Source organism: Microbacterium sp. MDV22-iso44 (assembly GCF_058629135.1).
Genome location: NZ_JBZVWS010000002.1, coordinates 413,995 through 436,929 on the forward strand (window position 1 = coordinate 413,995; position 22,935 = coordinate 436,929).

General features: G+C 71.3%; 24 protein-coding genes. 10 read left to right on the plus strand and 14 right to left on the minus strand.

Annotated features, from left to right (window positions below; all coding sequences use genetic code 11):
- The first annotated feature begins 34 nt into the window (after positions 1-34).
- Positions 35-667, plus strand: a complete 633-nt coding sequence (gene upp, locus AC4NN1_RS08780) for a uracil phosphoribosyltransferase (RefSeq protein ID WP_018186834.1) — start codon at positions 35-37, stop codon at positions 665-667.
- Here the strand turns inward: upp and AC4NN1_RS08785 are convergent.
- Both AC4NN1_RS08785 and AC4NN1_RS08790 read right to left on the minus strand, forming a co-directional pair.
- Positions 652-4,188, minus strand: coding sequence for a TM0106 family RecB-like putative nuclease (locus tag AC4NN1_RS08785; protein ID WP_491955050.1), 3,537 nt, complete (start codon positions 4,186-4,188; stop codon positions 652-654). The genes upp and AC4NN1_RS08785 overlap by 16 nt on opposite strands.
- Positions 4,189-4,210: 22 nt before the next feature.
- Positions 4,211-5,110, minus strand: a complete 900-nt coding sequence (locus AC4NN1_RS08790) for a hypothetical protein (RefSeq protein WP_491955051.1) — start codon at positions 5,108-5,110, stop codon at positions 4,211-4,213.
- A gap of 56 nt (positions 5,111-5,166) precedes the next feature.
- Here AC4NN1_RS08790 and AC4NN1_RS08795 point away from each other — a divergent pair, with 56 nt between their 5' ends.
- Both AC4NN1_RS08795 and AC4NN1_RS08800 read left to right on the plus strand, forming a co-directional pair.
- Positions 5,167-7,233 (plus strand): NAD(+) synthase, encoded by a 2,067-nt coding sequence (locus tag AC4NN1_RS08795; RefSeq protein WP_491955052.1) that lies wholly within the window; start codon positions 5,167-5,169, stop codon positions 7,231-7,233.
- 22 nt (positions 7,234-7,255) lie between these two features.
- Positions 7,256-7,813 (plus strand): nucleosidase, encoded by a 558-nt coding sequence (locus AC4NN1_RS08800; protein ID WP_018186830.1) that lies wholly within the window; start codon positions 7,256-7,258, stop codon positions 7,811-7,813.
- Positions 7,814-7,828: 15 nt separating this feature from the next.
- Here AC4NN1_RS08800 and AC4NN1_RS08805 read toward each other — a convergent pair whose 3' ends face one another.
- From AC4NN1_RS08805 to AC4NN1_RS08830, 6 genes are read right to left on the minus strand one after another with little or no spacing between them, the layout of a single operon-like run.
- Positions 7,829-8,008 (minus strand): hypothetical protein, encoded by a 180-nt coding sequence (locus AC4NN1_RS08805; RefSeq protein ID WP_018186829.1) that lies wholly within the window; start codon positions 8,006-8,008, stop codon positions 7,829-7,831.
- Positions 8,009-8,012: 4 nt separating this feature from the next.
- A complete protein-coding gene (locus AC4NN1_RS08810) occupies positions 8,013-11,015 on the minus strand; it encodes an AAA family ATPase (protein ID WP_491955053.1) in 3,003 nt (1,000 codons plus the stop codon).
- Positions 11,012-12,160, minus strand: coding sequence for an exonuclease SbcCD subunit D (locus tag AC4NN1_RS08815; RefSeq protein WP_491955054.1), 1,149 nt, complete (start codon positions 12,158-12,160; stop codon positions 11,012-11,014). Before AC4NN1_RS08815 ends, AC4NN1_RS08810 begins: the two co-directional genes overlap by 4 nt.
- A 55-nt stretch (positions 12,161-12,215) precedes the next feature.
- A complete protein-coding gene (locus AC4NN1_RS08820) occupies positions 12,216-13,697 on the minus strand; it encodes an MFS transporter (RefSeq protein WP_491955055.1) in 1,482 nt (493 codons plus the stop codon).
- Between the two features lie 42 nt (positions 13,698-13,739).
- Positions 13,740-14,057, minus strand: coding sequence for a DUF2277 domain-containing protein (locus tag AC4NN1_RS08825; RefSeq protein ID WP_116228165.1), 318 nt, complete (start codon positions 14,055-14,057; stop codon positions 13,740-13,742).
- Between the two features lie 42 nt (positions 14,058-14,099).
- Positions 14,100-14,357, minus strand: a complete 258-nt coding sequence (locus tag AC4NN1_RS08830; protein WP_116228164.1) for a hypothetical protein — start codon at positions 14,355-14,357, stop codon at positions 14,100-14,102.
- Between the two features lie 120 nt (positions 14,358-14,477).
- Here AC4NN1_RS08830 and AC4NN1_RS08835 point away from each other — a divergent pair, with 120 nt between their 5' ends.
- Entirely contained in the window at positions 14,478-14,810 is a 333-nt protein-coding gene (locus tag AC4NN1_RS08835) for a hypothetical protein (protein ID WP_018186823.1), read from the plus strand.
- Here the strand turns inward: AC4NN1_RS08835 and AC4NN1_RS08840 are convergent.
- Positions 14,807-15,106: a GNAT family N-acetyltransferase gene (locus AC4NN1_RS08840; RefSeq protein ID WP_018186822.1), complete on the minus strand. Its 300-nt coding sequence runs from the start codon at positions 15,104-15,106 to the stop codon at positions 14,807-14,809. The two genes, AC4NN1_RS08835 and AC4NN1_RS08840, sit on opposite strands and share 4 nt — an antisense overlap.
- 422 nt (positions 15,107-15,528) lie before the next feature.
- Here AC4NN1_RS08840 and AC4NN1_RS08845 point away from each other — a divergent pair, with 422 nt between their 5' ends.
- Both AC4NN1_RS08845 and AC4NN1_RS08850 read left to right on the plus strand, forming a co-directional pair.
- On the plus strand, positions 15,529-16,245 hold the full coding sequence (locus tag AC4NN1_RS08845; protein ID WP_018186821.1) for a winged helix-turn-helix domain-containing protein: 717 nt from the start codon (positions 15,529-15,531) through the stop codon (positions 16,243-16,245).
- A 61-nt stretch (positions 16,246-16,306) separates the two neighbouring features.
- The gene (locus AC4NN1_RS08850; RefSeq protein ID WP_491955212.1) at positions 16,307-17,242 is read left to right on the plus strand and encodes a DNA-3-methyladenine glycosylase family protein; all 936 of its coding nucleotides are present in this window, start codon (positions 16,307-16,309) and stop codon (positions 17,240-17,242) included.
- A gap of 3 nt (positions 17,243-17,245) precedes the next feature.
- On the opposite strand, the gene AC4NN1_RS08855 is transcribed toward AC4NN1_RS08850, so the two are convergent.
- Positions 17,246-18,067 carry an alpha/beta fold hydrolase gene (locus AC4NN1_RS08855; RefSeq protein WP_491955056.1) on the minus strand — a complete coding sequence of 274 codons (822 nt, stop codon included), beginning with the start codon at positions 18,065-18,067 and terminating at the stop codon, positions 17,246-17,248.
- Between the two features lie 68 nt (positions 18,068-18,135).
- Here AC4NN1_RS08855 and AC4NN1_RS08860 point away from each other — a divergent pair, with 68 nt between their 5' ends.
- Positions 18,136-18,348, plus strand: coding sequence for a hypothetical protein (locus tag AC4NN1_RS08860; RefSeq protein WP_091351737.1), 213 nt, complete (start codon positions 18,136-18,138; stop codon positions 18,346-18,348).
- Positions 18,349-18,373: 25 nt separating this feature from the next.
- Positions 18,374-19,210, plus strand: a complete 837-nt coding sequence (locus AC4NN1_RS08865; RefSeq protein WP_491955057.1) for a GNAT family N-acetyltransferase — start codon at positions 18,374-18,376, stop codon at positions 19,208-19,210.
- A gap of 22 nt (positions 19,211-19,232) precedes the next feature.
- On the opposite strand, the gene AC4NN1_RS08870 is transcribed toward AC4NN1_RS08865, so the two are convergent.
- Entirely contained in the window at positions 19,233-20,357 is a 1,125-nt protein-coding gene (locus AC4NN1_RS08870) for a zinc-binding alcohol dehydrogenase family protein (protein ID WP_491955058.1), read from the minus strand.
- An 81-nt stretch (positions 20,358-20,438) separates the two neighbouring features.
- Between AC4NN1_RS08870 and AC4NN1_RS08875 the strand changes: the two genes are divergently transcribed.
- Positions 20,439-21,005: a TetR family transcriptional regulator gene (locus AC4NN1_RS08875; RefSeq protein WP_491955059.1), complete on the plus strand. Its 567-nt coding sequence runs from the start codon at positions 20,439-20,441 to the stop codon at positions 21,003-21,005.
- A 20-nt stretch (positions 21,006-21,025) separates the two neighbouring features.
- On the plus strand, positions 21,026-21,820 hold the full coding sequence (locus AC4NN1_RS08880) for an aspartyl protease family protein (RefSeq protein WP_491955060.1): 795 nt from the start codon (positions 21,026-21,028) through the stop codon (positions 21,818-21,820).
- 3 nt (positions 21,821-21,823) lie between these two features.
- Here AC4NN1_RS08880 and AC4NN1_RS08885 read toward each other — a convergent pair whose 3' ends face one another.
- The 3 genes from AC4NN1_RS08885 to AC4NN1_RS08895 are packed head-to-tail and all read right to left on the minus strand — an operon-like array spanning position 21,824 to position 22,933.
- Positions 21,824-21,973: a hypothetical protein gene (locus AC4NN1_RS08885; protein WP_491955061.1), complete on the minus strand. Its 150-nt coding sequence runs from the start codon at positions 21,971-21,973 to the stop codon at positions 21,824-21,826.
- Positions 21,974-22,022: 49 nt separating this feature from the next.
- Positions 22,023-22,601, minus strand: coding sequence for a hypothetical protein (locus AC4NN1_RS08890; RefSeq protein WP_491955062.1), 579 nt, complete (start codon positions 22,599-22,601; stop codon positions 22,023-22,025).
- Positions 22,598-22,933: a hypothetical protein gene (locus AC4NN1_RS08895; protein WP_491955063.1), complete on the minus strand. Its 336-nt coding sequence runs from the start codon at positions 22,931-22,933 to the stop codon at positions 22,598-22,600. Before AC4NN1_RS08895 ends, AC4NN1_RS08890 begins: the two co-directional genes overlap by 4 nt.
- Between the last annotated feature and the right edge of the window lie 2 nt (positions 22,934-22,935).

Below are 22,935 nucleotides of genomic sequence, written 5' to 3' on the forward strand. Positions count from 1 at the left end.
ACGAGGTCAGCGTAGCCCCGGTACCCTTGGGCTCATGCGTGTGCACGTCGCCGACCACCCCCTCATCACCCACAAGCTCACGGTGCTGCGCGACAAGCGCACCACCTCACCGGTCTTCCGCCAGTTGACGGAGGAGCTCATCACGCTCCTCGCGTACGAGGCGACCCGCGGCGTCCGCGTCGAGGAGATCGAGATCGACACCCCGGTCACCCGCACGACCGGACTCAAGATCAGCGAGCCCCGCCCGCTGGTCGTCCCGATCCTCCGCGCCGGTCTCGGCATGCTCGAGGGCATGACGACGCTGCTGCCGACGGCCGAGGTCGGCTTCCTCGGCATGGCTCGCAACGAGGAGACCTTCGAGCCGTACACGTACGCCGAACGGCTTCCCGACGACCTGAGCGATCGGCAGTGCTTCGTCCTCGACCCGATGCTCGCCACCGGCGGCTCGCTCGGTGCCGCGATCGACTTCCTCTTCGCGCGCGGCGCGCAGGACGTCACGGCGGTCTGCATCCTCGCCGCTCCCGAAGGCGTCGCCGCCATCGAGAAGCAGGTCGGCGACCGCGATGTGACCCTCGTGCTGGGCGCGATGGACGAGCGCCTCAACGAGAAGGGCTACATCGTCCCCGGCCTCGGCGACGCGGGCGACCGTCTCTACGGGACGGTCTGAGGCGGCACCGTCTGAGACAGCTCGGTCCGGGGCGGCACCGCCCCCTCGGCTGATGCCGTCCCGACCAGCCGGGCGAACGCGCTGAGACGCGCGACCCCGTCGGGCGTGCGCGGCAGGTCGTCGAGCAAGCCCGTGCTGTAGACGACATAGGCCGTGTGCATCGCACGCGAGACGGCGACGTTGATGCGGTTCTGCAGCAGTAGGAACTCGAGCCCGCGTGGCGCATCGCGACCCGACGACGCCGCGAGCGAGACGACGACGACGGCCGCCTCCTGCCCCTGGAACCGGTCCACCGTCCCGACGCGCACGCCGGGGAACCCTGCCGCGACGAGCGCCTCTTCGACGAGCACCTGCTGCGCGTTGTAGGGCGTGACGACGATGACATCCTCGGGCGCGAGGGGACGGGTGGCGTCGCCGTCGGACCAGGGGGTGCCGCTGAGGTCGCGGACGATCCGGACGACCTCCTCCGCCTCCTCAGGTGACTGCGTCGCGTTGCGCGTGTGGGCGATCGGCACGGGGATCACACCCGCGGGCACGCCCTCGAGCCGCCGGAGTGCCGTGTCGGGGTGGGCCTCGAGCCGACCCTCGTAGGCGAGCTGCGACACGGGTTCGGCGACCTCCGGCCGCATCCGTCGCGTGCGGGCGAGGAAGTAGCCGCGATCTGCCGGGATGACCGCATGGTCGTCCATCACCCACGCGAGTGCCGACGTGTCGACGGGCTCGGGGTGGGTGCCCTGGCTGACCTGAGGCAGTTGCTGCGGGTCGCCGAGGAGCAGCAGCCGCTTCGCGGCGGCCGAGACCGCGATGGTCGAGGCGAGCGAGAACTGACCCGCCTCGTCGATGACGAGCAGATCGAGCGAGCGGCGCCCGACCCGTCCGGTGTGGGTGAGGTCCCATGCCGTGCCGCCCACGACGAACCCCGCAGGCTGGGAGTCGATGTAGGCGGCGAGCTGGTTCTTGGCGATGACGGTGAAGCGTTCCTGCCCGGTGGCGGGCCCCTTGGGCGCCTTGGCGACCTGCGCGGCATCCACCCCCGCCTCGACGATCCGGTCGAGCATGTGCTCCACCACGTTGTGCGACTGCGCGACGACGCCGACGCGGAAGCCGCGCTCGCGAACGAGGCGCGCCACGACGTGCGACCCGACGTAGGTCTTGCCCGTCCCCGGAGGGCCCTGCACGGCGAGGTAGCCGTCGGTCGCCTCAGCGAGCGCCGCGGAGATGTCGGCGACGTCGTCGCCGGTGCGCGGCAACGGGGTCTCACGGCGCGGCGGGCGGCGGAGCAGCAGGTCGGTCGCGGGATCGGTCGGCAATGCCGGCGCCGCGGCCAGCACGGCGTCGGCCCACTCGTCGATGGCGGCCTGCTGGCTGCCTGCTCGCGGTGGCGCGGGCGGCGTGAGCGCGACGGGCAACTCCTGCCAGGTGAACCCCTGATAGGCGTTCTCCTCGATCACGACACCGTCGTCGAGGACGTCGACGACGGAGATGGACCGCGCCGCGTGGATCCACCGCGGGCTCGTCTCGATGGGGAACGGCGCCGGCAGCTCGTAGACGGCGTACGGGCTCTGCCCCACGGTCACCCGCGTGCCGGGGGCGAACTCGCCCCGGATTTCGACGACACGGCGGACGGCGGTCAGCCCTTCCGGACGGTGCCAGTCGGTGAGCACCCGGCAGCGGTCGCGATCGACGACCACGACGTCGCGGGTGTCCTCCCAGACCGACACCGGCTCGCGGAGGCGGAGGAAATGCGTCGCCCAGAAGGTCTTCGCCTCGCGCGGGTAGTAGTCGATCGCCGCCGCCCCGAGTCGGAGCGCCTGCGCGACCGACTCGTCCTCGGCGTCGGCGGCGAACCGGGCGAGCGCATCCGCGCGCGGCGAGGGCTCGTAGACGGCTTCGCCGGCGTCGGGCTCCCGCGAGGGCACGAGGTTCGCCTCGCGGGCCCGCTCCACGAGCCAGTCGCGCAGTCGACGCGTCGACACGCAGTCGTAGCGGTTGTAGTCGGCGAGGTCGTCGAGGATCGTGCGGGCGGCCTCGTCATCGCCGGCATCCTGCAATCCGCGGGCCTCGACGTAGCGGACGATCGAGTCGTCCCCGCGCTGCACGTCGCTCGTGCGCACCTCGTCGCCCATGTAGAGCGGTTCGAGCTTCTTGATGGAGTACGACCGCGAGCCGACGCGCAGGGCACGCCGGACGATCGGGTAGAGGTCGACGAACACGCCGTCGCGGAGCAGCCGATCGACGGCCGCTTCGCCCACGCCGTGCCGTGCCGCCATGGCGAGCAGGTGCGTCGGCTCGTACGGTGCGTAGTGGTAGATGTGCAGGCCCGGGTGGGCACGGCGACGGACGGCGACGAACTCGAGGAAGTCCTCGAGCGCGCGCTTCTCGTCGGCGAACGAGTGGGCCCACAGCGCGGAGTACTGCTCGGTCTCGTCGACCCAGCCGAACAGGTAATCGATCCCCCACTGCACGGCGGCGCCCTCGGTGTAGAGCGGGTCGCCCTCGAAGTCGAAGAACAGGTCGCCGTGGTCGGGTCGCGGCAGTGCTCCCAGCGCCTTGGGGAAGACGACGTCGAACGTCGGGGTCGCGGGCGCCGTCCCGGCGGGGGCGTCGTCGACGCCGCCGGCGGGGCTCTCGAGCTGCAGGCGCGCCTGGGTCCGGAGCCCCGAGAACGTGTCCCACGACATCCGAGGAGGAGCTTCGCGGGATGCCGCGAGGTCGTCGATCGTCGTGATGCCCGCCGCGCGGAGGCGGTCGCGTTGGACGGGACGCATGCCGGCTACCAGCAACAGGTCGCGGTGGGAGACGACCTCGAGATCGCACGTCGCGCACCGTCCGCACGCGACGACCCGGAGCTCGCCGCGGTCATCGCCCCACGGGATGGGCTCGCCTGCCGCACCGGCGGCGAGGTCCCGGTCGGCGATGAGCGCGCGGAGGCGCTCGCGTCGCAGTGAGAAGACCGGCATGAGGTCGCGGACGGCGTGCGTCGAGGTCGTGCCGTCGCCGAGGAGCAGCTGCACCTCGTCGGCGCGGGGCACACCGAGTCGGTCGAGCTGATCCACGTATGCCGCCAGCTGCATGAGGGCCGTGACCCGCGCGTGGCGGGCGAGCTTGGTGTCCTGCACGATCCAGCGGCCGTCGTCGCCGCGGACGAGGAAGTCGGCGAAGCCGACGAACTCCTCGGTCGAGAACGCCGCCTGGTAGACGACGTGGACGGCGGGATCGGCGAGCGCCGCATCGGTCGCCGCGACCGCCGCCGCCAGGCCCGCGGCATCCGACGATCTCGTCTCGGGGATCTCGACGACCGCCCCCGGGTGCGCGACGCGGTAGGCCTCGTACACCCGCCGCTCGTGCTGGGTGCCGAGGCGGCCCGCGCGTTCGAGGGTGAGGTCCTCCGGATCGTCGACCGCCGCGATCCGGCCGAGCTTCGCGTCGATCGCCCGCAGCCAGGCGAATTCGCACTCGGCCGCGGCTTTCAGGTCGCTCGCGCTCCAGACGATCCGGCCGTCGTCTTCGATGTATCGCATGATCCCCTCTCGGGAATCGACACTATCCGCGGTCGCCGACACTCTTCCCGAGCATGCCGCGACGCCACCCGTCCATGCGCTGCTGCGCGAACGTCGTCCCGAGCTCGTGGCGCATCTCGGGATGCTCCGCCCAGAACCGGATAGAGGCGTAGATGAGCCACGCGTGGGCGCGGAAGCCGCTGATGTTCAGGTCGAGCAGGATCTCGTCGTCGGCGGCTCGGAGTTCGACGGACGGGGTGAAGTCCCCCGTCGTCTCGTCGACGGCCGACACCGTCGGGGCGACGCGCGCGATGCGGGCCCAGTCGATGTCGTCCGTGTCATCGAGGTAGTAGCGGGTCACGCCCGACGGTCCGATCCCGACGCCGATAGGCAGCCGACCGAAGGATGCCGCGCGCCACGTCGAGACGATCGCGATGCTGCCCGCCAGGAGGACCACGAGAGCCCCCAGGAGCAGCGGGATGAGCCAGATGAGGGCGAGGGCGGCATCCGTCGTCACGGACCGGACGATCGCCCAGACGAACGCCGCGGTCGACACGACGCCCGCCACGGTGAACCACGCGCTCACCCACGACCCGGCACCGCGCTCGCGGAAGAAGTGCACCCACGAGTCGGGAGGGCGCTTCTCCGCTCGCGTCAGGGCGACGGCGTTGAGGAGTTCCGGCATGCCCCGTTCACCGCCGGCGCGCTCGAAGTGGACGCCGAACCCGAGCGTCGCGCCCGCGAAGACGAGCACCCACCACGTCGCGGCACCGACGTTCCCGCCGAGCACCGCGAACGCGAGCGCCGCAGCGCTCCCGAGCACGACCAGGCTGTAGATCACGACCGTCCACGGACGGATGCGGGTGGGCGTGCCGACCCGCCAGTCCTTCGGGAGCGGATACGGCGGCGGGAGCGGCGGGTATCCGACGGCACGGGTGGGCACCTGACGATGAAAGCACAGGCTGCCGCACGCGGGCGGGCACCTGACAGACTGGAGCCGTGACCCAGGACCTCCCGTTCGAGAACCCCTACCGGCACGGTTTCGCGCGCGTCGCCGCGTGCACGGTGCCGGTCGCGATCGCCGATCCGGCGACCAACGCCGAGGCGGTCCTGACCAGCGCCCGCGCCTGCCACGACGAGGGTGTGGCCGTCGCCGTCTTCCCCGAACTCGGCCTCTCGGGGTACGCGATCGAGGACCTCGTCATGCAGGACGTCGTGCTCGACGCCGTCCTCACGGCCATCGAGACGCTCGTCGCGGCATCCGTCGACCTCTCCCCCCTCCTCGTCGTCGGCGCACCGCTGCGCATCCAGAACCGGCTCTACAACTGCGCCGTCGTCATCCACCGCGGGCGCGTGCTCGGCGTCGCGCCCAAGTCGCACCTGCCCACCTACCGCGAGTTCTACGAATCCCGCTGGTATGCACGCGGCGACGGCGCACCCGACACCGTGACGCTTGCGGGCGACGAGGTGCCGGTCGGTACCGACCTGCTCTTCGAGGCGACCGACGTCCCCGGACTCGTCGTCCACGCCGAGATCTGCGAGGACTTCTGGGTGCCGGTGCCGCCGTCCTCGCACGCGGCCCTCGCCGGCGCGACCGTCCTCCTGAACCTCTCGGGCAGCCCGATCACGATCGCCCGCGCCGAGGACCGCCGTGTCCTCGCGCAGTCGCAGTCCTTCCGCTGCCTCGCCGCCTACGTGTACGCCGCCGCCGGCCAGGGCGAGTCGACGAACGACGTCTCGTGGGACGGGCAGACGCTGATCTACGAGAACGGCACGCTCCTCGCCGAGACCGAGCGCTTCCCCGACGGACCGCGGCACGCGATCGCCGACATCGACCTCGATCGCCTCCGCCAGGATCGCCTGCGTCAGGGCACCTTCGAGGACAACGCCCGCAGCGAATCCACCTGGTCGAATCGCATCCCCTTCACGGTCGGGCCCGCGGCATCCGTCTCGGGGCTCCGCCGCCCGCTCGACCGGTTCCCCTTCGTGCCGGACGACCCCGCCCGCCTCGACCTCGACTGCTACGAGGCCTTCAACATCCAGGTGTCAGGTCTCGAGCAGCGCCTCCGCGCGATCGGGCAGCCGAAGCCCGTGATCGGCGTCTCGGGCGGGCTCGACTCGACGCACGCCCTCCTCGTCGTCGCGCGCGCCATGGACCGTATGGGGCGACCGCGCAGCGACATCCTGGCCTTCACGATGCCGGGCTTCGCGACCGGCGAGCACACGAAGTCGAACGCGATCGCCCTCGCCGAGGCGATCGGCGCGACGATCGAGACGATCGACATCCGTCCGATGGCGACCGAGCTGCTGGCCGGGCTCGGGCATCCGTTCGCGAAGGGCGAGCCCGTCTACGACGTGACGTTCGAGAACGTGCAGGCCGGCGCCCGCACCGACTTCCTGTTCCGCCTCGCCAACCAGCGCGGCGGCGTGGTCATCGGCACGTCGGACCTGTCGGAGCTCGCCCTCGGCTGGGCGACCTACGGCGTCGGCGACCACATGGCCCACTACGGCGTCAACGCGGGCGTGCCCAAGACCCTCATCCAGCACCTCATCCGCTGGGTGATCGCGCACAGCGACGAGTCGGGCGCGACCCTGACCGACCGTGCGAAGGAGGTGCTCCAGGCCGTCCTCGACACCGAGATCAGCCCCGAGCTCGTACCGGCCGGTCAGGACGGCAAAGTCCAGTCGACCGAGAGCACGATCGGGCCGTACGCCCTGCACGACTTCACGCTCTTCCACGTGCTCCGCTACGGCTTCCGCCCGTCGAAGATCGTCTTCCTCGCCGAGCACGCCTGGTCGGACGCGGAGACCGGAGCGTGGCCTCCGGGCTTCCCCGCCGACGAGCGGTTCGCCTACGACCGCGCGACCATCGTGCGGTGGATGCGGGTCTTCCTGAAGCGCTACTTCGGGTTCGCGCAGTTCAAACGCAGCGCCGTCCCGAACGCGCCGAAGGTGTCGCCCGCCGGCTCACTCTCGCCGCGCGGCGACTGGCGGGCACCGTCCGACGGCAACGCGACGGCGTGGCTCGCGGAGCTCGATGCGGCCTTCCCCGGCGAAGCGTCCTGATCCACGGTGGGATGATGGTTCGGTGAAGCTCCTCGTCGCCGCTCTGGATTCCGAACTCGTCGCCTTCCCCGAGGAGCTCCCCGGCTTCGACCGGCTCGTCACCGGGCCCGGCAAGCTGCAGGCCACGTACGCCCTGACGCGAGCGCTGGACCGCGCGAGCTACGACGAGATCGTGGTCGTCGGCACCGCCGGATCGGTGGATGCCGAGACGGTGGGTGTGCACGAGGTGACCACCGCCCTGCAGCACGACGTGTCGGACGTCGACGGTGTCGCAGGTCAACACGTCTCGCTGCCGCCGACGGTGTCGATCGCCGGCCGCGAGGGGACGACGATCGCGACGGGCGACCACTTCGTCGACGACGCCGACACGGTCGAGGCGATCCGCGCCCTCGGCGGAACACTCGTCGACATGGAGGCATACGCCTACATCTGGGTGGCCCAGCAGTTCGGTGTGCCGATCCGCATCCTGAAGGCGGTCTCTGACAGCGCGCAGGACGATGCGATCACCGACTGGCGTGACGCCGTCGCGATCTGCAGCGGTCAGCTGCGCGAGCGCATCAGCGAGCTGTACGGCGTCTGACGTCCGCGAGAGGGCTCAGGCGTCCCGGCGGCTGAACAGCGAACGCAGCACGAAGAAGACGATCAGTGCCACGACGGCGACGAGCAGGAGCTTGCCGACGAGGAAGATCGCCTTGAGTGCGATGTCGACGACGATCCACGCGATGATCACCGCGACGACGACGCCGAGGATGGTCCAGATCGTGCCTTTTCTCATGCCTTCAGCCTAAGGGCTGCGCCACGACGTCCTGCCGGACGATGCTGGGGCCTTCGGGGGTCGCCTCGACGACGAGCTGGGCGGGGATCTGCTCCTTCATCGCCTCGACGTGGCTGATGACGCCCACGATACGGCCGCCGGCACGCAGCTCGTCAAGAGTCCGCATCGCGAGCTCGAGTGTCTCGGGGTCGAGCGAGCCGAAGCCCTCGTCGATGAACAGCGTGTCGAGCCGAATGCCGCCGGCACGCGACGTGACCACTTCGGCGAGTCCCAGGGCGAGCGCGAGCGAGGCCAGGAAGGTCTCGCCGCCCGAGAGCGACTGCGGCGAGCGGAGCCGTCCCGTGTGCGCGTCGAGGACCTCGATGGACAGACCGGATGCCGCGCCCCGAGCCTGCTTCGCATCGGAGTGACGCAGGGTGTACCGGCCCGACGACATCTCGGCCAGGCGCAGGTTCGCGGCGGCGACGATCTCCTCGAGCTCGGCCGCGAGGACGAAGGTCTCGAGGTCCATCTTCATCGTGTTGGGAGCCCTGCCCGCGACGGTGTCGGCGAGACGCGTGATCGCGGCGGCATCCTCGGCCTGGCTCGCAACGGCGCCCGCGGCGGCGTCGATGCGCTCGACCAGGTCACGCAGGCCCGTCGCGACGTTGACGGAGTCGGCCTCGGCGGTGATCGCGGCGGAGCGGGCCTCGTCCGCCTCGGCCGCTGCGCGTGCCGCGGCGGCCAGGGCTTCGGGCTCGACGTGTGCGTCGGCGGTCTCGAGTTCGAGTTCGAGAGCGCGCGCCCGCGCGGCGGTGAGGGCGGCGGCGTGCTCCTCGACCCGATGCGCGAGTCGGCTCGTCTCGTGGGCCGGCAGCAACGCCGCGACGACGTCGTCGAGGGTCTCGAACACCGTGTCGGCGATGCGCGCGTCGCGGTCGCCCGCGGCGGCGTCCGCCGCCTCTCGACGGGTCTGCTCGTCACGACGGGCTTCGAGCAGACGCGCAGCGAGACGGCGGAGCTCCTCATCGGCGGCGATGCGCGCGGCGACGCTCTCGTGATCGCCGCGCGCCGCCTCGACCGCTCGCCGCGCGGTCTGGAGCGTGCCCTCGACCGTCGCGAGCTCTTCGCGCAGAGCGCCCGCGCGCTCTCGAAGAGCCGCGGTTTCGCGGACGGCGTCGGCCTCGAGCGCGTCGATCTGCTCGGCGTCGCGCGTCACTTCGTCGACGCGCGAACGCGCCGCCGCAGCGGCCGCGAGCTCGTCGTCGAGGTCGGCCAGGGCGGCAGCCAGGTCGTCGGCCCCATGACCGCCTGCCGTGGCCGCGGCCGTCGTGACGGCTTCTCGCGCTGCGGCGGCCGCCGTCGCGGCATCCTTCTCCGCCGCTGCGGCGTCGTCCCGCGCCTTCTCGGCGGCCGCGAGGTCGTCGTCGGTGACCGGTTCGCTGTCGTGCACGGCCGGGCGGGGGTGCGCCGTCGAGCCGCAGACCGCGCACGGTTCACCGTCGACGAGGGATGCCGCGAGCTCGCCCGCGTACCCGCGCAGGCGGCGGCGGAGCAATTCTCCGACGCGAGCTGATGCCGCGGCGGAGGCCGCGTTGGCGTCGACGTACGCGGCGTCGGCGTCGGCCGCGCGGGGAGTCAGCCGCTCGAGCGACCGGGCGGCGTCGAGTCGCGCGGCGAGATCGATGCGCGAGGCGGCGAGGTCATCGTGCCGCCCCGCGATGGCGCGGGCTTCTGCGAGCTGTTTCGCCGCGCGCTGCCTGCGCTCGGGAACGGCCGAGAGCGCGGCATCCAGCTCGCGGAGTGCCTCATCGAAGCCGGCCAGCTCGTCGCGGCGACGCTGCTGCGCGTCACCGAGGGCCGCGGCATCCCGCTCCGCCTCGGCGGCAGCCTGGGCGCGGGCGATGCGGCTCGTGAGATCGTCGACCGTCGCGGCGAGGTCGTCGTCCGGCGAACCGCCCGCGGCGTTCCAGGCGTCCTCTGCGGCACGACGATCCGTCTGCGCCGCAGCCAGCACTCCCGCCGCACGCGTCGCGTTCTCGACGGGAGCGCGCAGCGCCTCCGCAGCGCGTGCCCGGTCGAGGCGCCCCCGAAGGGCGTCGATCTCGGCGGACTCGGACTCGCGCGCGGAGAGATCCGTGCGCGCCTTCTCAAGGTCGGCAAGACGCTCCGCGATCTGGACGAGCCGCCGATGCTCCGCGGCCGCCGCCTCGGCCCGGGACGTCGCGACCGCTCGTTCGTTACCGCGGGCGTCGACCCGGTACTCGGCTCGGGCGAGTGCGCGCTCGACGGCGTCCTTACGTCCGAGGACGTCGGATTCGAGGGGCGCGTCGCCCTTATCGGTCCCGTGGAGGTCGTGGGCCGCGACCTCGCGCTCGGCGACCTCGAGGAGTGTGCGCACCCGGGCGCCGGTCTCGTCGAGCCGCTTCTGCGCGTCGCGCCGTCGCTCGTCGAGAGCGTCTTTGTACGCCTCGAAGCGCTTGGTCCCGAAGAGGGTGCGAAGCAGCTGCTGGCGTTCAGCGTTGGCCGCGAGCAGGAACCGGGAGAACTTGTTCTGCGCGAGCAGGATGACCTGCTGGAACTGCTGCGCGCTGAGCCCGAGCACCTCGTCGAGGGCGATCCCGACCTCGCGCTGCTTTGCGGCACGTCCGACCCACCGGTCGTCGACCCACTCCTCGAGCTCGGCGCGCGCCGGTTCGAGGGTCAGACCGCCGCCGCGTTTGGCGGGCCGCTCGTATTCGGGCGCGCGCGTCACGCGCCAGCGGGTGCCCCCGACCGTGAACTCGAGGCGCACCTCGGTCGGGTCGGTGAGGAAGCTGTGGTCGCTGCGGAGACGCCGGTCGCCGCCCTCGTAGCGCGGTACCGAGCCGTAGAGGGCGAAGCTGACGCCGTCCAGGATGCTGGATTTGCCGGCGCCCGTGCGCCCCGAGATCAGGAAGAGACCGTCGTCGTCGAACGCGTCGAAGTCGACGACCTGACGCTCGCGGAACGGCCCGAACCCGGTGAGTTCGAGGCGGTGCAGCTTCACGCCATCGCCTCCTGGCGCACGCGCTCGTCGAGCACCTCGTCGATGAGCCCGGCCTCGCGCTCGGTCGCCCCCTGCCCCTCGCGCACGTGCTCGAGGAAGGCCTCGACCAACTCGCGGTCGGAGCGCGCCGCGCGGACGCGGTCGACGTAGGTCGCCGTGTCGCCGGTGCGGACCTTGGCAGGCGCGTGCACGACCTTCGCGCAGAAGGGGAACCGCTGCTGCAGCCGACGGAGCGGGTCGGCCTCGGGCAGATCGTCGGTGTACTCGACGCACACCCATGCCTCCGCATGCGCGGCGAGCGCCTCGTCGGCCAGGATCTCGGCGAACGGACCGCGGAGCGTCACGAGGCGACGGGGAACCGGCAGGTCGAGCCACTCGACGCCGGCGAGGCCGTCGGCATCCAGGTCGATGAGCCAGGAGCCGCGGGGCTTGTCGCCCTCGCCGAAGCTGTAGTGCAGAGGCGCGCCGGCGTAGCGGACACTCTCGGACAGACGCTGCCGCCCGTGGATGTGCCCGAGCGCCATGTAGTCGACACCGTCGAAGGCCGACAGCGGCACGACATCGAGACCGCCCTGCTGGATGTCGCGCTCGAGCTGAGGCGTCGGCTCGACGCCCGCGGCGAAGCAGTGCGCGATCGCCACCGACCGCCCGCCCCGTTCGGCGAGGTCGGCGCGGACGAGGTCCATCGCCCGCCCGAGGACGGCGGCCTGGGTCCGCACCCCCTCCCACCGGTGACGCAGGAGCGCCGGCTCGAGGTACGGGATGCCGTAGAACCGCACCGGCCCGTCGGCGTCCTCGATCGTGAGCGGGGTACCGACGGCATCCGGATCGGTCAGGACGTGGATGCCGTCGCGCAGCAGCCCTGCCTGGAACCCGAGCCGCGCCGCGGAGTCGTGGTTGCCGCTCGTGACGATGACCCGTGCACCCGCGTCGGCGATGCCGCGGAGGACGTCGGACAGGAGCGTGTACGACGCGGCGGCCGGGGTCGCGGAGTCGAACACGTCACCCGCGACGATCACGACGTCGACGCCGTGCTCGCGGACCTGCGCCGTCAGTTCGCTCAGCACACCTCGGAGCGCATCGAGCGTGGAGTGACCGTGGAAGGTCCGCCCGATGTGCCAGTCGGAGGTGTGCAGGATGCGCATGCTCACACGCTAGGTCGAGGCTCCGACATCGCCGCCGAGGCGTGCCGCGCAGGCGTCACTCGGAGGCGGGAGACACCGCTCCTCGACGACGCAGGTTGATCAGATCGACGACCGAGATGAGGGTCGCGATCGCCAGGAAGAGCCCGACCGCCGCCATCCCGTAGGCGTACGCGTCGTGGAAGACGGCGAGGGATTCGAGGCCGGCATCCGATTCGCGGTAGATCGTCGCGTAGAACAGGGACAGTCCGATGGCGGTGCCGACGGCGGTGCCCACGCGCTGGCCGAGCTGGCCGACGGATCCCGCGAGTCCGCCTTCGCGGACCGGGATCTCGGACAGGGTGAGGGTCTGGTTCGGCGAGACCACGAGGCCACCTCCCGCGCCCGCGACCAGGAGCGCGGCGGCCATGCCGTAGGCGACGGTCTCGGGCGGCATCGTGTATGCCACGATCGTGAGCGCCACGACGCTGACGAGGACGGTCAGCAGCCCGATGGTCACCAGCTGGCGACCGAACCGGTTGACGAGCAGTCCGCCGTAATACGACGAGAAAGCGCTGGCGACGGCGAAGCCGATCGAGACCATGCCCGCGAAGACCGGCTCGAGGCCCACACCGATCTGGAGGAACAGGGTCCCCAGCAGGAACATCGGCGGGATCGCGGTGAAGTAGGCCACCACGACGAATGTGCCGTTGCGATACGAGGGGATGCGGAACATCCGGAACGGGATGAGGGGCTGACGGCCGGATGCCGCGTACCGCCGCTCCCACCAGAAGAACAGCGTCGCGAACAGGACGAATGCGGTCAGGAGCCACCAGCGGTTGGGGTCGTCATCGGGCGAGCCGGTCGTGAACAGGAACGGCCACATCAACGAGATGACCGTGAACGCGAAGAGGACGATGCCGACCGGATCGAGCTGCAGGCGCTTTCCGCTCGCGGTGCGCGTCTGCGGCAGCAGCCAGATGACGCCGGCGAGCACGAGCAGGCAGAGGGGCACGTTGAACCAGAAGATGCCGCGCCACCCGTCGGTCTCTCCGCCGATCGCGATCATCAGTCCGCCGAGGGTGGGTCCGAACGCGGTCGCGATGCCGATCGTCGCACCGAAGAGGCCGAATGCACGGCCGCGTTCCTTGCCCGTGAACAGCTGCTGGATCGTGCCCATGACCTGCGGCATCTGGATGCCGGCCGCGATGCCCTGCACGAGTCGGGCCGCCATGAGCACCTCGATGCTCGGCGCGAGTGCGCACGCGGCGCTCGTGAGGGTGAAGAGGCTGAGGCCGATGATGAAGAGGGCCTTGCGCGACCGCTGGTCTCCGAGGCGGCCGAACGGGACGAGTGCGAGGCCGAAGGTGAGGATGTACCCCGAGACGACGAGCTGCAGCTGGGTCGAGGTCGCACCGAGGGACGTCTCGATGGCGGGGAGCCCGACGTTGACCTTGCTGAGATCGAGGATCGTGAACGCGGCCACCGACACGCAGACCCAGAACGCCCGCCAGCGCTGCGAGGAGGACAGGGGGATGCTGGCTGTTACAGGCGATGTCATGACCGTCCCACGTTACCGGCAGCCCGGCGGACGAGGGCGATGTCAGGATGCGGCGACGCGCTCCGCCTTCTTCCGGTCCTGGAACTCCCGGAGGGCCTCGTAGCGGTCCGCGGAGCGGGCACGGCGCTTCTCCGCCTCTTCATCGCGATCCTTCGGAGGGACCGTCGACACGAGGTCGTCCAGGAGCCGTCGCGTCGCCGCGGCGATCTCGTCGACGGCGCGGTCGAACGCCTCGGTGTTCGCCTGCGACGGTTTGTTCATCCCGCTGATCTTGCGGACGAACTGCAGCGCGGCGTCGCGGCACTCGGCATCCGTCGCCGCCGGCTCGAAATTGTGGAGCGGAACGATGTTGCGGCACATGGCCGTCACGGTACGCCCGCGTGTCCGCGTCCACCAGGGGGCTTACTCGGCGCGACGATCCGCCTGCTCATCCGTCAGCACGTCGGGGTCGAGGCCCTGCTGGATCTCGGCGCTCTCGACGAACTGGTCGGATGCGGGCTCCGGCATCGGGGCACCTTCGCCCCGGCCTCGATCGGCCTCGTCGGCCGCTTCCTTCTGCTCATTCGTGACGGCACCGGAGGCGACGACGGCGGTGTCCTCCTCCGCCCATCCACCGGCGGCGGCCGCTTCGCTCGTCCGGTCGGTTGCGTCGTTGTCCATGGCCGTCTCCTCGTCGTGGTCGTTTAGCCATGCTCGCCCGGATGCGTCGGGCGGTCGATGGGCTTGACCCGGTCGCCGGGTCGCGACTACGAACGAAGAGGACGGGGCGGAGGGAGCGGGATGTCGGGACACGGTCGGGACACGGCGGGCGGGCCGTTCGTGGTGACCCTCGTCGTCGATCTGCCGATCACGAAGCCCGACGCTCTGGAGACGATCGCGTTCGCGTGCGACGGTGTCGTCGAGCACGCGCGTACCGCGTATCCGCGCGTGAGCCTCTCCCCCGGCGCGTGGGCGGAAGTCCAGATCCCCAAGTTCGCCGACCCCCCGCCGCTCGCGATCGACGTCTGCTCCGACGAGTCGACAGCAGTCGCCCGGGCCGCAGCCGACAGGCTCAAGGGAGCACTCGAGAACCTGGGCTGGCGGATCCGCGATCCGAAGCCCGGTGAGGCCTAGGCCGTCCGCCGCTCCTTCAGGAGGGACTCGTGACCCGGGTTCGCGTCGAACCAGTCGGCGACGTACCAGCAGACGGGGATGACGCGCCGATCACCACGGCGCTCGAGATCCGACACCACCCGCCGCACCAACTCTCCCGCGTACCCGGACCCGCGGAAAGTGGGGATCGTGTACGCACGGGTCAACGCGATCGTCGTGCCGTCGTCGTTGTAATCGAGGATGCTGACGAGATCCTTGCCGCGGTGCAGGCTGTACCGCGCGGCATCCTTCTCGTCGGTGAAGATCAGCTCGCTCATGCGCTCACGCTACGCCGATCGCCGGGTGCCACACACGATCTCCGACGGATTGAGCAATCTGTCACATTCCGTCATGCGGAGCTCCTCGGGGGCGGGCGGTTTGACACATCCCGACGCGGTTCGTCATAATCGGCCACATGACTGACTTCGCACGCACTCTGTCCGCCCGGGAGGCGAACGGAACTGCCGGCATCATGATGCCGCAGCGTGCTGTCATGTGTTGCCGAATGTGTCGCTGACACGGTGATCCCCGCCGGGTCGCGCCGCCGTTTCTGAACACGGCGAGTCCGACCCCCGAGACTCCAGCTTTGCCGCCCACAACGCGGATGCCGGTTTCTCGCACATCGGCCTATGCGAGGCCACCCGCGCAACACTCTCGAACCCGCGTCCCGCTCCGGGTTCCCCCTTCGAAGGACATCGCCATGTCGACCTCCGCTCTCCTCTCCGCCCCCGCCGCTCCCCGTCACCTCCGCGCCGTCGAGGACATCGCCACGCCGCCTGTGACGGAGCGCCCCGCTCCTAAGGGACTCCCCGCAGGCACCGCCCCCCGCGGGTTCGCCCTCTACGTCGGTCTCGACGAGCTGAAGGCCGCCGCTGACGGCGTCAGCCTCTCGGTCATCGTCGATGCGCTCCGCCGGACGATCGCCGAGCTCGCCCCGTCTGCCGAGACCCACGCGACGGTCGCCCTCGCCCCGGTCGGCGCCGGTGGCCGCGACGTCGACGTCGTGCGACTCGCCCTGCACGAGCCCGCCGCCGTCGCCCGCACCAAGCCCGAAGAGCCCCTCGACGAGCACGTGCCCGGTGGCGTGACGATCGACATCTCCCGTCGCCGCGTGCACATCGACGGCGAGACCGCGTCGCTCACCTTCAAGGAGTTCGAGCTGCTGCAGTACCTCGTGCTGCGCGAGGGCCGCACCATCGAGCGCACCGAGCTCGTCTCATCGCTGTGGAGCCACACCGACGGCGACGACGCTCCCGGCGAGCGCACGATCGACGTCCACGTCCGCCGCCTGCGCTCCAAGCTCGGCCGCTACGAGGACATCGTCCGCACGGTGCGCGGCATCGGCTACCGCTTCGACCGGCACGCCGACGTCGTGATCCGCTACGGCCACGGCACCCCCTCGCCCGACCGCTTCTGATCAGGCCGCTGTCGGCGCCCGGACGTAGGGTGTCGGCATGAGGTCGGGACTGCGTGAACGGATGCCGCATCCGTCGCCGTCCTCGCACCTGAAGCCGCTCGAGGCGGAGTACCGCCCGAAGGTCCCCACCGACGTGGCGGGCGCGATCCGGTATCAGCAGCGCGGAGCGCACGACCCGTCGCAGACCACGGCGGACGGCGTCATCTGGCGGGCGACCCGTACTCCCGAGGGGCTCGCGACGATCGCGATCCGCCCGGGTCTGCGAACGGTCCGGGCGGCCGCCTGGGGACCGGGTGCCGCGTGGACACTCGACCAGCTGCCGCGGCTGTGCGGCGCGGACGACGACCCCGGCGACTTCGATGCGTCTCGGCATCCGCTCATCGCGGCGACCCACCACCGGCGGCCCGACCTGCGGATCGGGGCGACCGACCTCGTCTTCGACGCGCTCGTCAGCAGCGTCTTCGAGCAGAAGGTCACCGGGCTCCAGGCCTTCGGTGCGTGGCGCTGGATCCTGACCCACTACGGCGAGGCCGCGCCCGGCCCGACGCCTCGGCCGATGTATGCGCCCCCGGCGGACTGGCGGATGATCCCGAGCTGGTCGTGGCACCGCGCCGGCCTCGAACCGCCGCAGTCGCGCACGATCGTCGATGCCGCACGCCGCCGCGCCTCGATCGAGCGTGCCGCCGCCGCGGCGACGACGGGAGACGACCGCGACCGGGTCTTCACGAGCCTGCCGGGCGTGGGCGTCTGGACGAGCTCCGAGACCCGCATCCGCGCCTTCGGCGACCCCGACGCGGTCAGCTTCGGCGACTACCACGTCGCCCATCAGGTGGGCTACGCGCTGACCGGTTCACGCGTCGACGACGACGGGATGCAGGAACTCCTCGAGCCGTGGAAGGGGCACCGGCAGCGTGTCATCCGCCTCATCGGGGCCAGTGGCGTCATCGAGCCGCGACGCGGTCCCCGCCTCGCCCCGGAGGACCACCGGGGCCGCTGACCGTCAGATCCGGGGGAGCGCAGCGAGTGCGGCGCGCAGATGGTCGAGGACCGCGATGTGCCCGACGTCGGGGATCCGCAGCAGCGTCGCGTGAGGGATGCCGCCGGCGATCGCGGTCGCATGCGACGGCGGGATGACGCGATCGAGCTCGCCCTGCACGACCATCACCGGAGCGACGACATCGGCGAGCGCAAACCCCCACGGCCGGGTGAAGGCGACGTCATCGTCGACCAATCCGTCCGACCCCCACTGTGCGGATGCCGCGACGTCCTCGCCCAGCGACGCCCATGTCTCTTCGAGCGCGCGGTAGTCCGCCTCGACGAAGCTGGTCGGATCGAACTCCTCGACCTCGAGGTGAGCCGTGCGCGACGCGATCCCCGCGGTGGCGGATCGAAGACCGGACGGATCGGCCATGCCCGAGAACCACGACGCGTCGCCGGGGCGGAACGGGGCGATCGACGCCAGGGTGACGACGCCGGCGACGCGCTCGGGTGAGAGTGCAGCGACGCCGAGCGCATGAGGTCCGCCCCCGGAGGCTCCCACCGACACGACGTCCCGAAGGTCGAGGATGTCCAACACGTCGGCGGCCCGTGCGGCCGCGTCACGGACGCTTCGCCCGGGCAGGCGGGGCGCTCCCCCGTACGCCGGCCGGGCGATGGAGACGACGTCGAAGCCTGCGGCATCCGCCATTGCGGCCACGGGCGGTAGGACGGCACCGGTCTGCGGGGAGCCGTGATGCCACAGGAGCACCGGGCGCTCCGCACCCGGCCGGTCGACGCTCGCGTGGACGACGTGGTCGGCCAGCTCCGGACGAATGAGCCTCATGCGCGTCACGGTAACCGTCTGCGGTCCGATGCGCGAGCGCCGGGCGACGGGAACCGTAGGCTGGCCGCATGGTGCAGCGACAGCGGGGACGCGGGTTCTGGATCCTCGGGACGGTTCTGCTGTTCGCCGGCGGAATCGTGTTCGGGTTGATCCTGCAGAACGTATGGGTCGGCCTCGTCCTGGCGGCGGCGATCTCGATCGGGTGGCTCATCGCCTACGAGTCGCGCCGCGGGCGAAATCAGGGCATCTACGACCGTGACGACGACGGCGCCCAGCTCTGACCCCGACGCGCGGAAGGATCCTCCGGTGGAGTTCAGACCGCTGCGCGAGACCGATCTGACGTCGGCCCCCGAGTGGACGGCGCGACACGAGCTCCGACCGGATCTCTGGCGCGGCGAGCACACCCGAGCCGTGGCCCTGGAGACCGACGAGATCGTCGCCGTCGGGATCATGTGGACGAGCCGCGTGCACGGCGACCGCTATTGGGTGGACGTCGTGGTGCACCCCGCGCACCGTCGTCGCGGGATCGGCACCGCCGCCGTCCGGCACCTCACAGGCCTTCGCGCCGCGCCCCTCCCCCTCATGACACGCGGATACGTGGACGACCCCGCGCTCGCCTTCGCCGACGCGCTCGGCGCACGGACGATCCAGGTCGTGCCGCCTGCGGAGTCGACGACCACGGCGCGGGCCGCCCTGCGCGCCGATCCGGCTGTGATCGCCGTCGACGCGGTCGACCGGACGGTGATCGAGGCGGCGAACGCCCGGATCTACGAGTGGACGCATGCGTCGTGGAGCCCGGTCGGACCCGCCTTCGCCGATGCGCTCAACGAGGACCTGTGGGACGAGATCGACACCGAGGCATCCTCCGTCGTGAGGGATGCGACCGGTCGGGTCCTCGCGCTCGCCCTCGTCTACCTTGACGGCGAGACCCCGCTGCTGACGGCGGAGACGACGGATGCCGCGGCCCCCGACGGCGAGCACCTCGTCGAAGCCTGCGTCCGCCGCTCGCTCGACGTGCTGGCGGAGCGTGGGATCGCGGACGTGGAGTTCGACGGTCACGTCAGCGATCCGCACTTCCTTCCCGTTCTCGCCCGGTTGCAGCCAACCGGCCGCTGGTTCCGCCTCGTCGAGATCCCGGTGTGATCGCCGGGCGATCCGCTCCGGTTCAGAGGGTCACGACGATCTTCCGCGCAGAGACCCCCGCGCGCTGACGATCCAGCGCCTCCTGTATCGCACCCACCCCGTCGCCGGCCACGACCGGCTCGGGCAGCGGACGGACGGTGCCGTCCGCCAGCCACTGCGGCAGCAGTCGCCCCCACAGCCGGCGCCCGATCTCGTCGTCGCGCAGGCTCGTCCCCCAGATGAAGGCGGCTCGGATGCCAGCCCGACGCGCGCGAGCGTTCAGCAGAAGCGTCCTCAGCCCCAGGCGTGCGAACGTGGGCAGCATCGCGGGGAAGAGCCGGCGGCGCCCGGCGAGCTCAGCGAGCGAGACGGGCATGCTCGCCATCGCGAGAACCGAACCGCCCGTCCGGCGCAGCACCTCGAGGCATCCGGCGGTCGACGTCTCGCCGAGGGCCACGGCACCGACGACGGGGCGCCCGCCGATCCCCGCCACGAGATCGTCGACGGCGCGGGGGGAACCGTGGTCGACGACGACGTCGGCACCGAGCGACCTGACGAGGTCGGCGTTGCGCGGCGACGCCGTGCTGACCACGTCACATCCGGCCGCGCGGGCGAGCTGGATCGCGTTCATGCCGACGCTCGTCGACCCGCCCCACACGACGACGACCCCGCGGTCGCGGGGACGGGCGTCGGCGGGGTCGTGGATCGCCAGTCCGAGATGGCGCGGCTGGAACAGCGCGCACGCGGCGGTGGAGACGCCGACGGGAAGGACGGAGGCCTCCACGTCCGAGATGCCGTCCGGGATGGGGGCCGTGAGGTGTTCCAGGAGCGTCGTGTACTGCTGGAACGCGCCCTCGCGCCGGGAATCGCGACCGCGATCCGTTCCCGTGGCGAGCCCGAAGACACGATCACCGACGCGGAACCGCGTGACCTCGGAGCCGATAGCGACCACGTCGCCGGCGACGTCGGAGCCGAGTACCGCCGGCGTCGGCAGCCACCGGTAGGTGACCGAACCCGTGCCCTGGATGACCCAGTCGACCGGATTGACCGCGACGGCGTGGACGCGCACGAGGACCTCGCGTGCCGCCGGGTCGGGCGTCGGCATCCGCTCGACGGAAAGACGCGCGCGGGGCGCGGCGAGGACGGCGGCGTCGTGGTGTCGGGGCATGTCGGTTCCTCCGGTCGTGATGTCACGTGGTGTCATCACTGTACCTCGCATGACACAGGGTGTCGTCACTATGCTGTCCGGATGGCCAGATGGGCACCGGACACCCGGGAACGACTGCGAGCGGCGGCGCTCTCGCTCTTCGAGGAGCGCGGCTACGCGGCGACCACCGTGCCCGACATCGTCGACCGGGCCGGCGTGACGCGCCGCACGTTCTTCCGCCACTTCAGCGACAAGCGCGAGGTCTTCTTCGACGACGACGAGATCCCGCAGCTCGCGACCCGCATGATCGCCGAGGCGCCGCGGGACGCGCAGCCGATGCAGGTCGTGATCGACGGTCTCCGGATGCTGGCGCGCGAGCGCTTCGAGCCCCGGCGTGCCGAGATGCGCTTCGCCCGCCAGGTGATCGCATCCGAGCCGGCGCTGCGCGAGCGGGACCTGCGCAAGCAGGCGGATCTGCGGGACGCCATCAGGGAGGGCTTCCGCCGCCGCGGCGAGGACGAGGCGACGGCGGCGGCGATCGCGGGAGTCACCGTCGAAGCCCTGCAGGCAGCACTGGAGGCATGGGCATCCGAGCCCGCAGGCGCCTCTCTGAACGATCACCTCGACGAGGTGCTCCGCCGGATGCGGGTGCTGCTGCAGTCGCTCTGAGCGCTCATTAGGGTGATGCCGTGAGCACAGTCATCCCGCTCGACCTGGATGCCGATCCGGACCTGCCCGACGCGATCGCGGTGCGGGTGGTGGCCGAGATCGACGGCACGATCCACAGCCTCATCGTCGACACCGGCGGCGCGCGCAGCGGCCTCGTCGACGGTCCGCTCACGGCCGGGCTCGAGCGGCTGACACCGCAGGACCCGGGCGGCGGCGGGGTCTTCTCCCGGGCCGGGTCGAGAGAGCGCGTCACCGCGCGTGAGCTGCGCATCGGCGACCTCGTGGTCGAGCGGCCGGTGTTCGACCTCGAACCGAATCCCGCGGCGCCGTCGCTGCTCGGGCTCGATGTGCTGCGTCGCCACCGGCTGGACTTCCGCTTCGACGCCGCGCTGCTCGAGCTCGACGCCGAGTCGCCCGTGGACGAGCGGCGCGCCCTGGTGCAGTCCTCGCGAGGGCATCCCTACGTCGATGTCGCATGGGCGGGCGGCGCGTGGCCCGCCATCTGGGACTCGGGTGCGAGCGTGAGCGTCATCGACCGGGGTGTGGTGGCGCGGCATCCGGAACACTTCCGTCCTGCGGGCGAGGCGGAGGGGACGGATGCCTCGGGTGACGCGAACGAGCTTCCCCTCGTCTTGCTCCTCGAGGTGACGATCGCAGGTCGTCGGTTCGCTCCATCGATCGCCGCCGTCGCCGACATCGCGGGGCTCACCCGACCGGACGATCCGCCGTTCGAGCTCATCCTGGGGATGCCGGTGCTCCGCCACGCGGACTGGGCCGTCGACCTGCGCGCCGGCTGGTGGGGATATCTCGCCTGAACCCTAGCCCACGCGTGACCGACGGTCGGCGGCATCCTCACTTCCGTGGCGCGCGGCGAGCCGCACGACCCAGTAGATCCCCCAGACGAGCAGCGCGATCATCGCGACGACTCCGAGGAGGATCAGCAGATGCCAGCCGACGAGTCCACCCATGCGGCCACCCTGCCACACGCGGAGGACACGCGCACGGTGACCAATCCGGTCAGCCGAGCGCGCCCATCTCGGCCCGCGAGAGCAACAGCCCACCCTCCGCGAGCGACGCGTACGTGTCGCCCTCGAGCTCGAAGGCCCCCTGATCCTCGCCGACGATGAAGGCGGGCGAATCGGGAGGGGTCTTGAGAAAGAGCAGGGTCGGCACTCCCGCGGTCAGAGAGGCGACGTCCGCGACCGCGTAGTGGACGCCGTCGAGGGTGCCGCCCGTCTGCGCGACATCGAAAACCGTCCCCACCTCGGCGTCACCCGCGAGGACTGAGGTCACCGACGCTTCGTACACAGTGATCGCGACGGCCCCGTCCTCGGGGTTCGGCGTCTCGTCCGTGCCGGCGAAAGGGTTGCCCCTGGGGTCATCGCCGCTGTACTCCGGCACGAGGACGTCGTTCCGCGGTGCGCTGAGCACGACCTCGACGATCAGATCTGCCTCGGTCCGCAGTGCTTCGACCGATTCATACCTCGCATAGTCGATGACCGACGTGGCGCTTTCGATGGGCGCCGCGGAACATCCCGCGAGGACGGCGCCGGCCACGATGACCAATCCGGTCAGCGCACGCGCGTGGATCGTCATAGGCGCCCGACGCGCGGCATCCGTGCGGCGAAGCCGATGGCGAGTGCCGTCGACAGCATGGCCCCGACTACTGCGGGCACGATCCCGTGCGACACCGTGGCGAGCACATACCCGAGCACGACGGGCGGCGCCACGATCAGAGCGGGACCGAGGCGCGCTCGTTGCGGAGCCTCGCGCCGATGCAACGCACCCGCGACCGCGAGCCCGAGGAAGACGGCGAACCACACGACGTACGCCGCGCCCGCGAGGTCGGGTGCGCCGGCGGAGACGACCGACAGCGGGGCGAGCGTCCACGCCAGCGCGACCCCGGTGCGTGCATCGACCGGTCTCATTA

What these genes read in the sequence shown, in the direction of transcription:
- upp (WP_018186834.1), top strand. Translation starts at nt 35, where the DNA reads ATGCGTGTGCACGTCGCCGACCACCCCCTCATCACCCACAAGCTCACG.
- AC4NN1_RS08785 (WP_491955050.1), bottom strand. Translation starts at nt 4,188, where the DNA reads ATGCGATACATCGAAGACGACGGCCGGATCGTCTGGAGCGCGAGCGAC.
- AC4NN1_RS08805 (WP_018186829.1), bottom strand. Translation starts at nt 8,008, where the DNA reads ATGAGAAAAGGCACGATCTGGACCATCCTCGGCGTCGTCGTCGCGGTG.
- AC4NN1_RS08815 (WP_491955054.1), bottom strand. Translation starts at nt 12,160, where the DNA reads ATGCGCATCCTGCACACCTCCGACTGGCACATCGGGCGGACCTTCCAC.
- AC4NN1_RS08820 (WP_491955055.1), bottom strand. Translation starts at nt 13,697, where the DNA reads ATGACATCGCCTGTAACAGCCAGCATCCCCCTGTCCTCCTCGCAGCGC.
- AC4NN1_RS08825 (WP_116228165.1), bottom strand. Translation starts at nt 14,057, where the DNA reads ATGTGCCGCAACATCGTTCCGCTCCACAATTTCGAGCCGGCGGCGACG.
- AC4NN1_RS08830 (WP_116228164.1), bottom strand. Translation starts at nt 14,357, where the DNA reads ATGGACAACGACGCAACCGACCGGACGAGCGAAGCGGCCGCCGCCGGT.
- AC4NN1_RS08835 (WP_018186823.1), top strand. Translation starts at nt 14,478, where the DNA reads ATGTCGGGACACGGTCGGGACACGGCGGGCGGGCCGTTCGTGGTGACC.
- AC4NN1_RS08840 (WP_018186822.1), bottom strand. Translation starts at nt 15,106, where the DNA reads ATGAGCGAGCTGATCTTCACCGACGAGAAGGATGCCGCGCGGTACAGC.
- AC4NN1_RS08845 (WP_018186821.1), top strand. Translation starts at nt 15,529, where the DNA reads ATGTCGACCTCCGCTCTCCTCTCCGCCCCCGCCGCTCCCCGTCACCTC.
- AC4NN1_RS08850 (WP_491955212.1), top strand. Translation starts at nt 16,307, where the DNA reads ATGCCGCATCCGTCGCCGTCCTCGCACCTGAAGCCGCTCGAGGCGGAG.
- AC4NN1_RS08855 (WP_491955056.1), bottom strand. Translation starts at nt 18,067, where the DNA reads ATGAGGCTCATTCGTCCGGAGCTGGCCGACCACGTCGTCCACGCGAGC.
- AC4NN1_RS08860 (WP_091351737.1), top strand. Translation starts at nt 18,136, where the DNA reads ATGGTGCAGCGACAGCGGGGACGCGGGTTCTGGATCCTCGGGACGGTT.
- AC4NN1_RS08870 (WP_491955058.1), bottom strand. Translation starts at nt 20,357, where the DNA reads ATGCCCCGACACCACGACGCCGCCGTCCTCGCCGCGCCCCGCGCGCGT.
- AC4NN1_RS08875 (WP_491955059.1), top strand. Translation starts at nt 20,439, where the DNA reads ATGGCCAGATGGGCACCGGACACCCGGGAACGACTGCGAGCGGCGGCG.
- AC4NN1_RS08885 (WP_491955061.1), bottom strand. Translation starts at nt 21,973, where the DNA reads ATGGGTGGACTCGTCGGCTGGCATCTGCTGATCCTCCTCGGAGTCGTC.
- AC4NN1_RS08890 (WP_491955062.1), bottom strand. Translation starts at nt 22,601, where the DNA reads ATGACGATCCACGCGCGTGCGCTGACCGGATTGGTCATCGTGGCCGGC.
- AC4NN1_RS08895 (WP_491955063.1), bottom strand. Translation starts at nt 22,933, where the DNA reads ATGAGACCGGTCGATGCACGCACCGGGGTCGCGCTGGCGTGGACGCTC.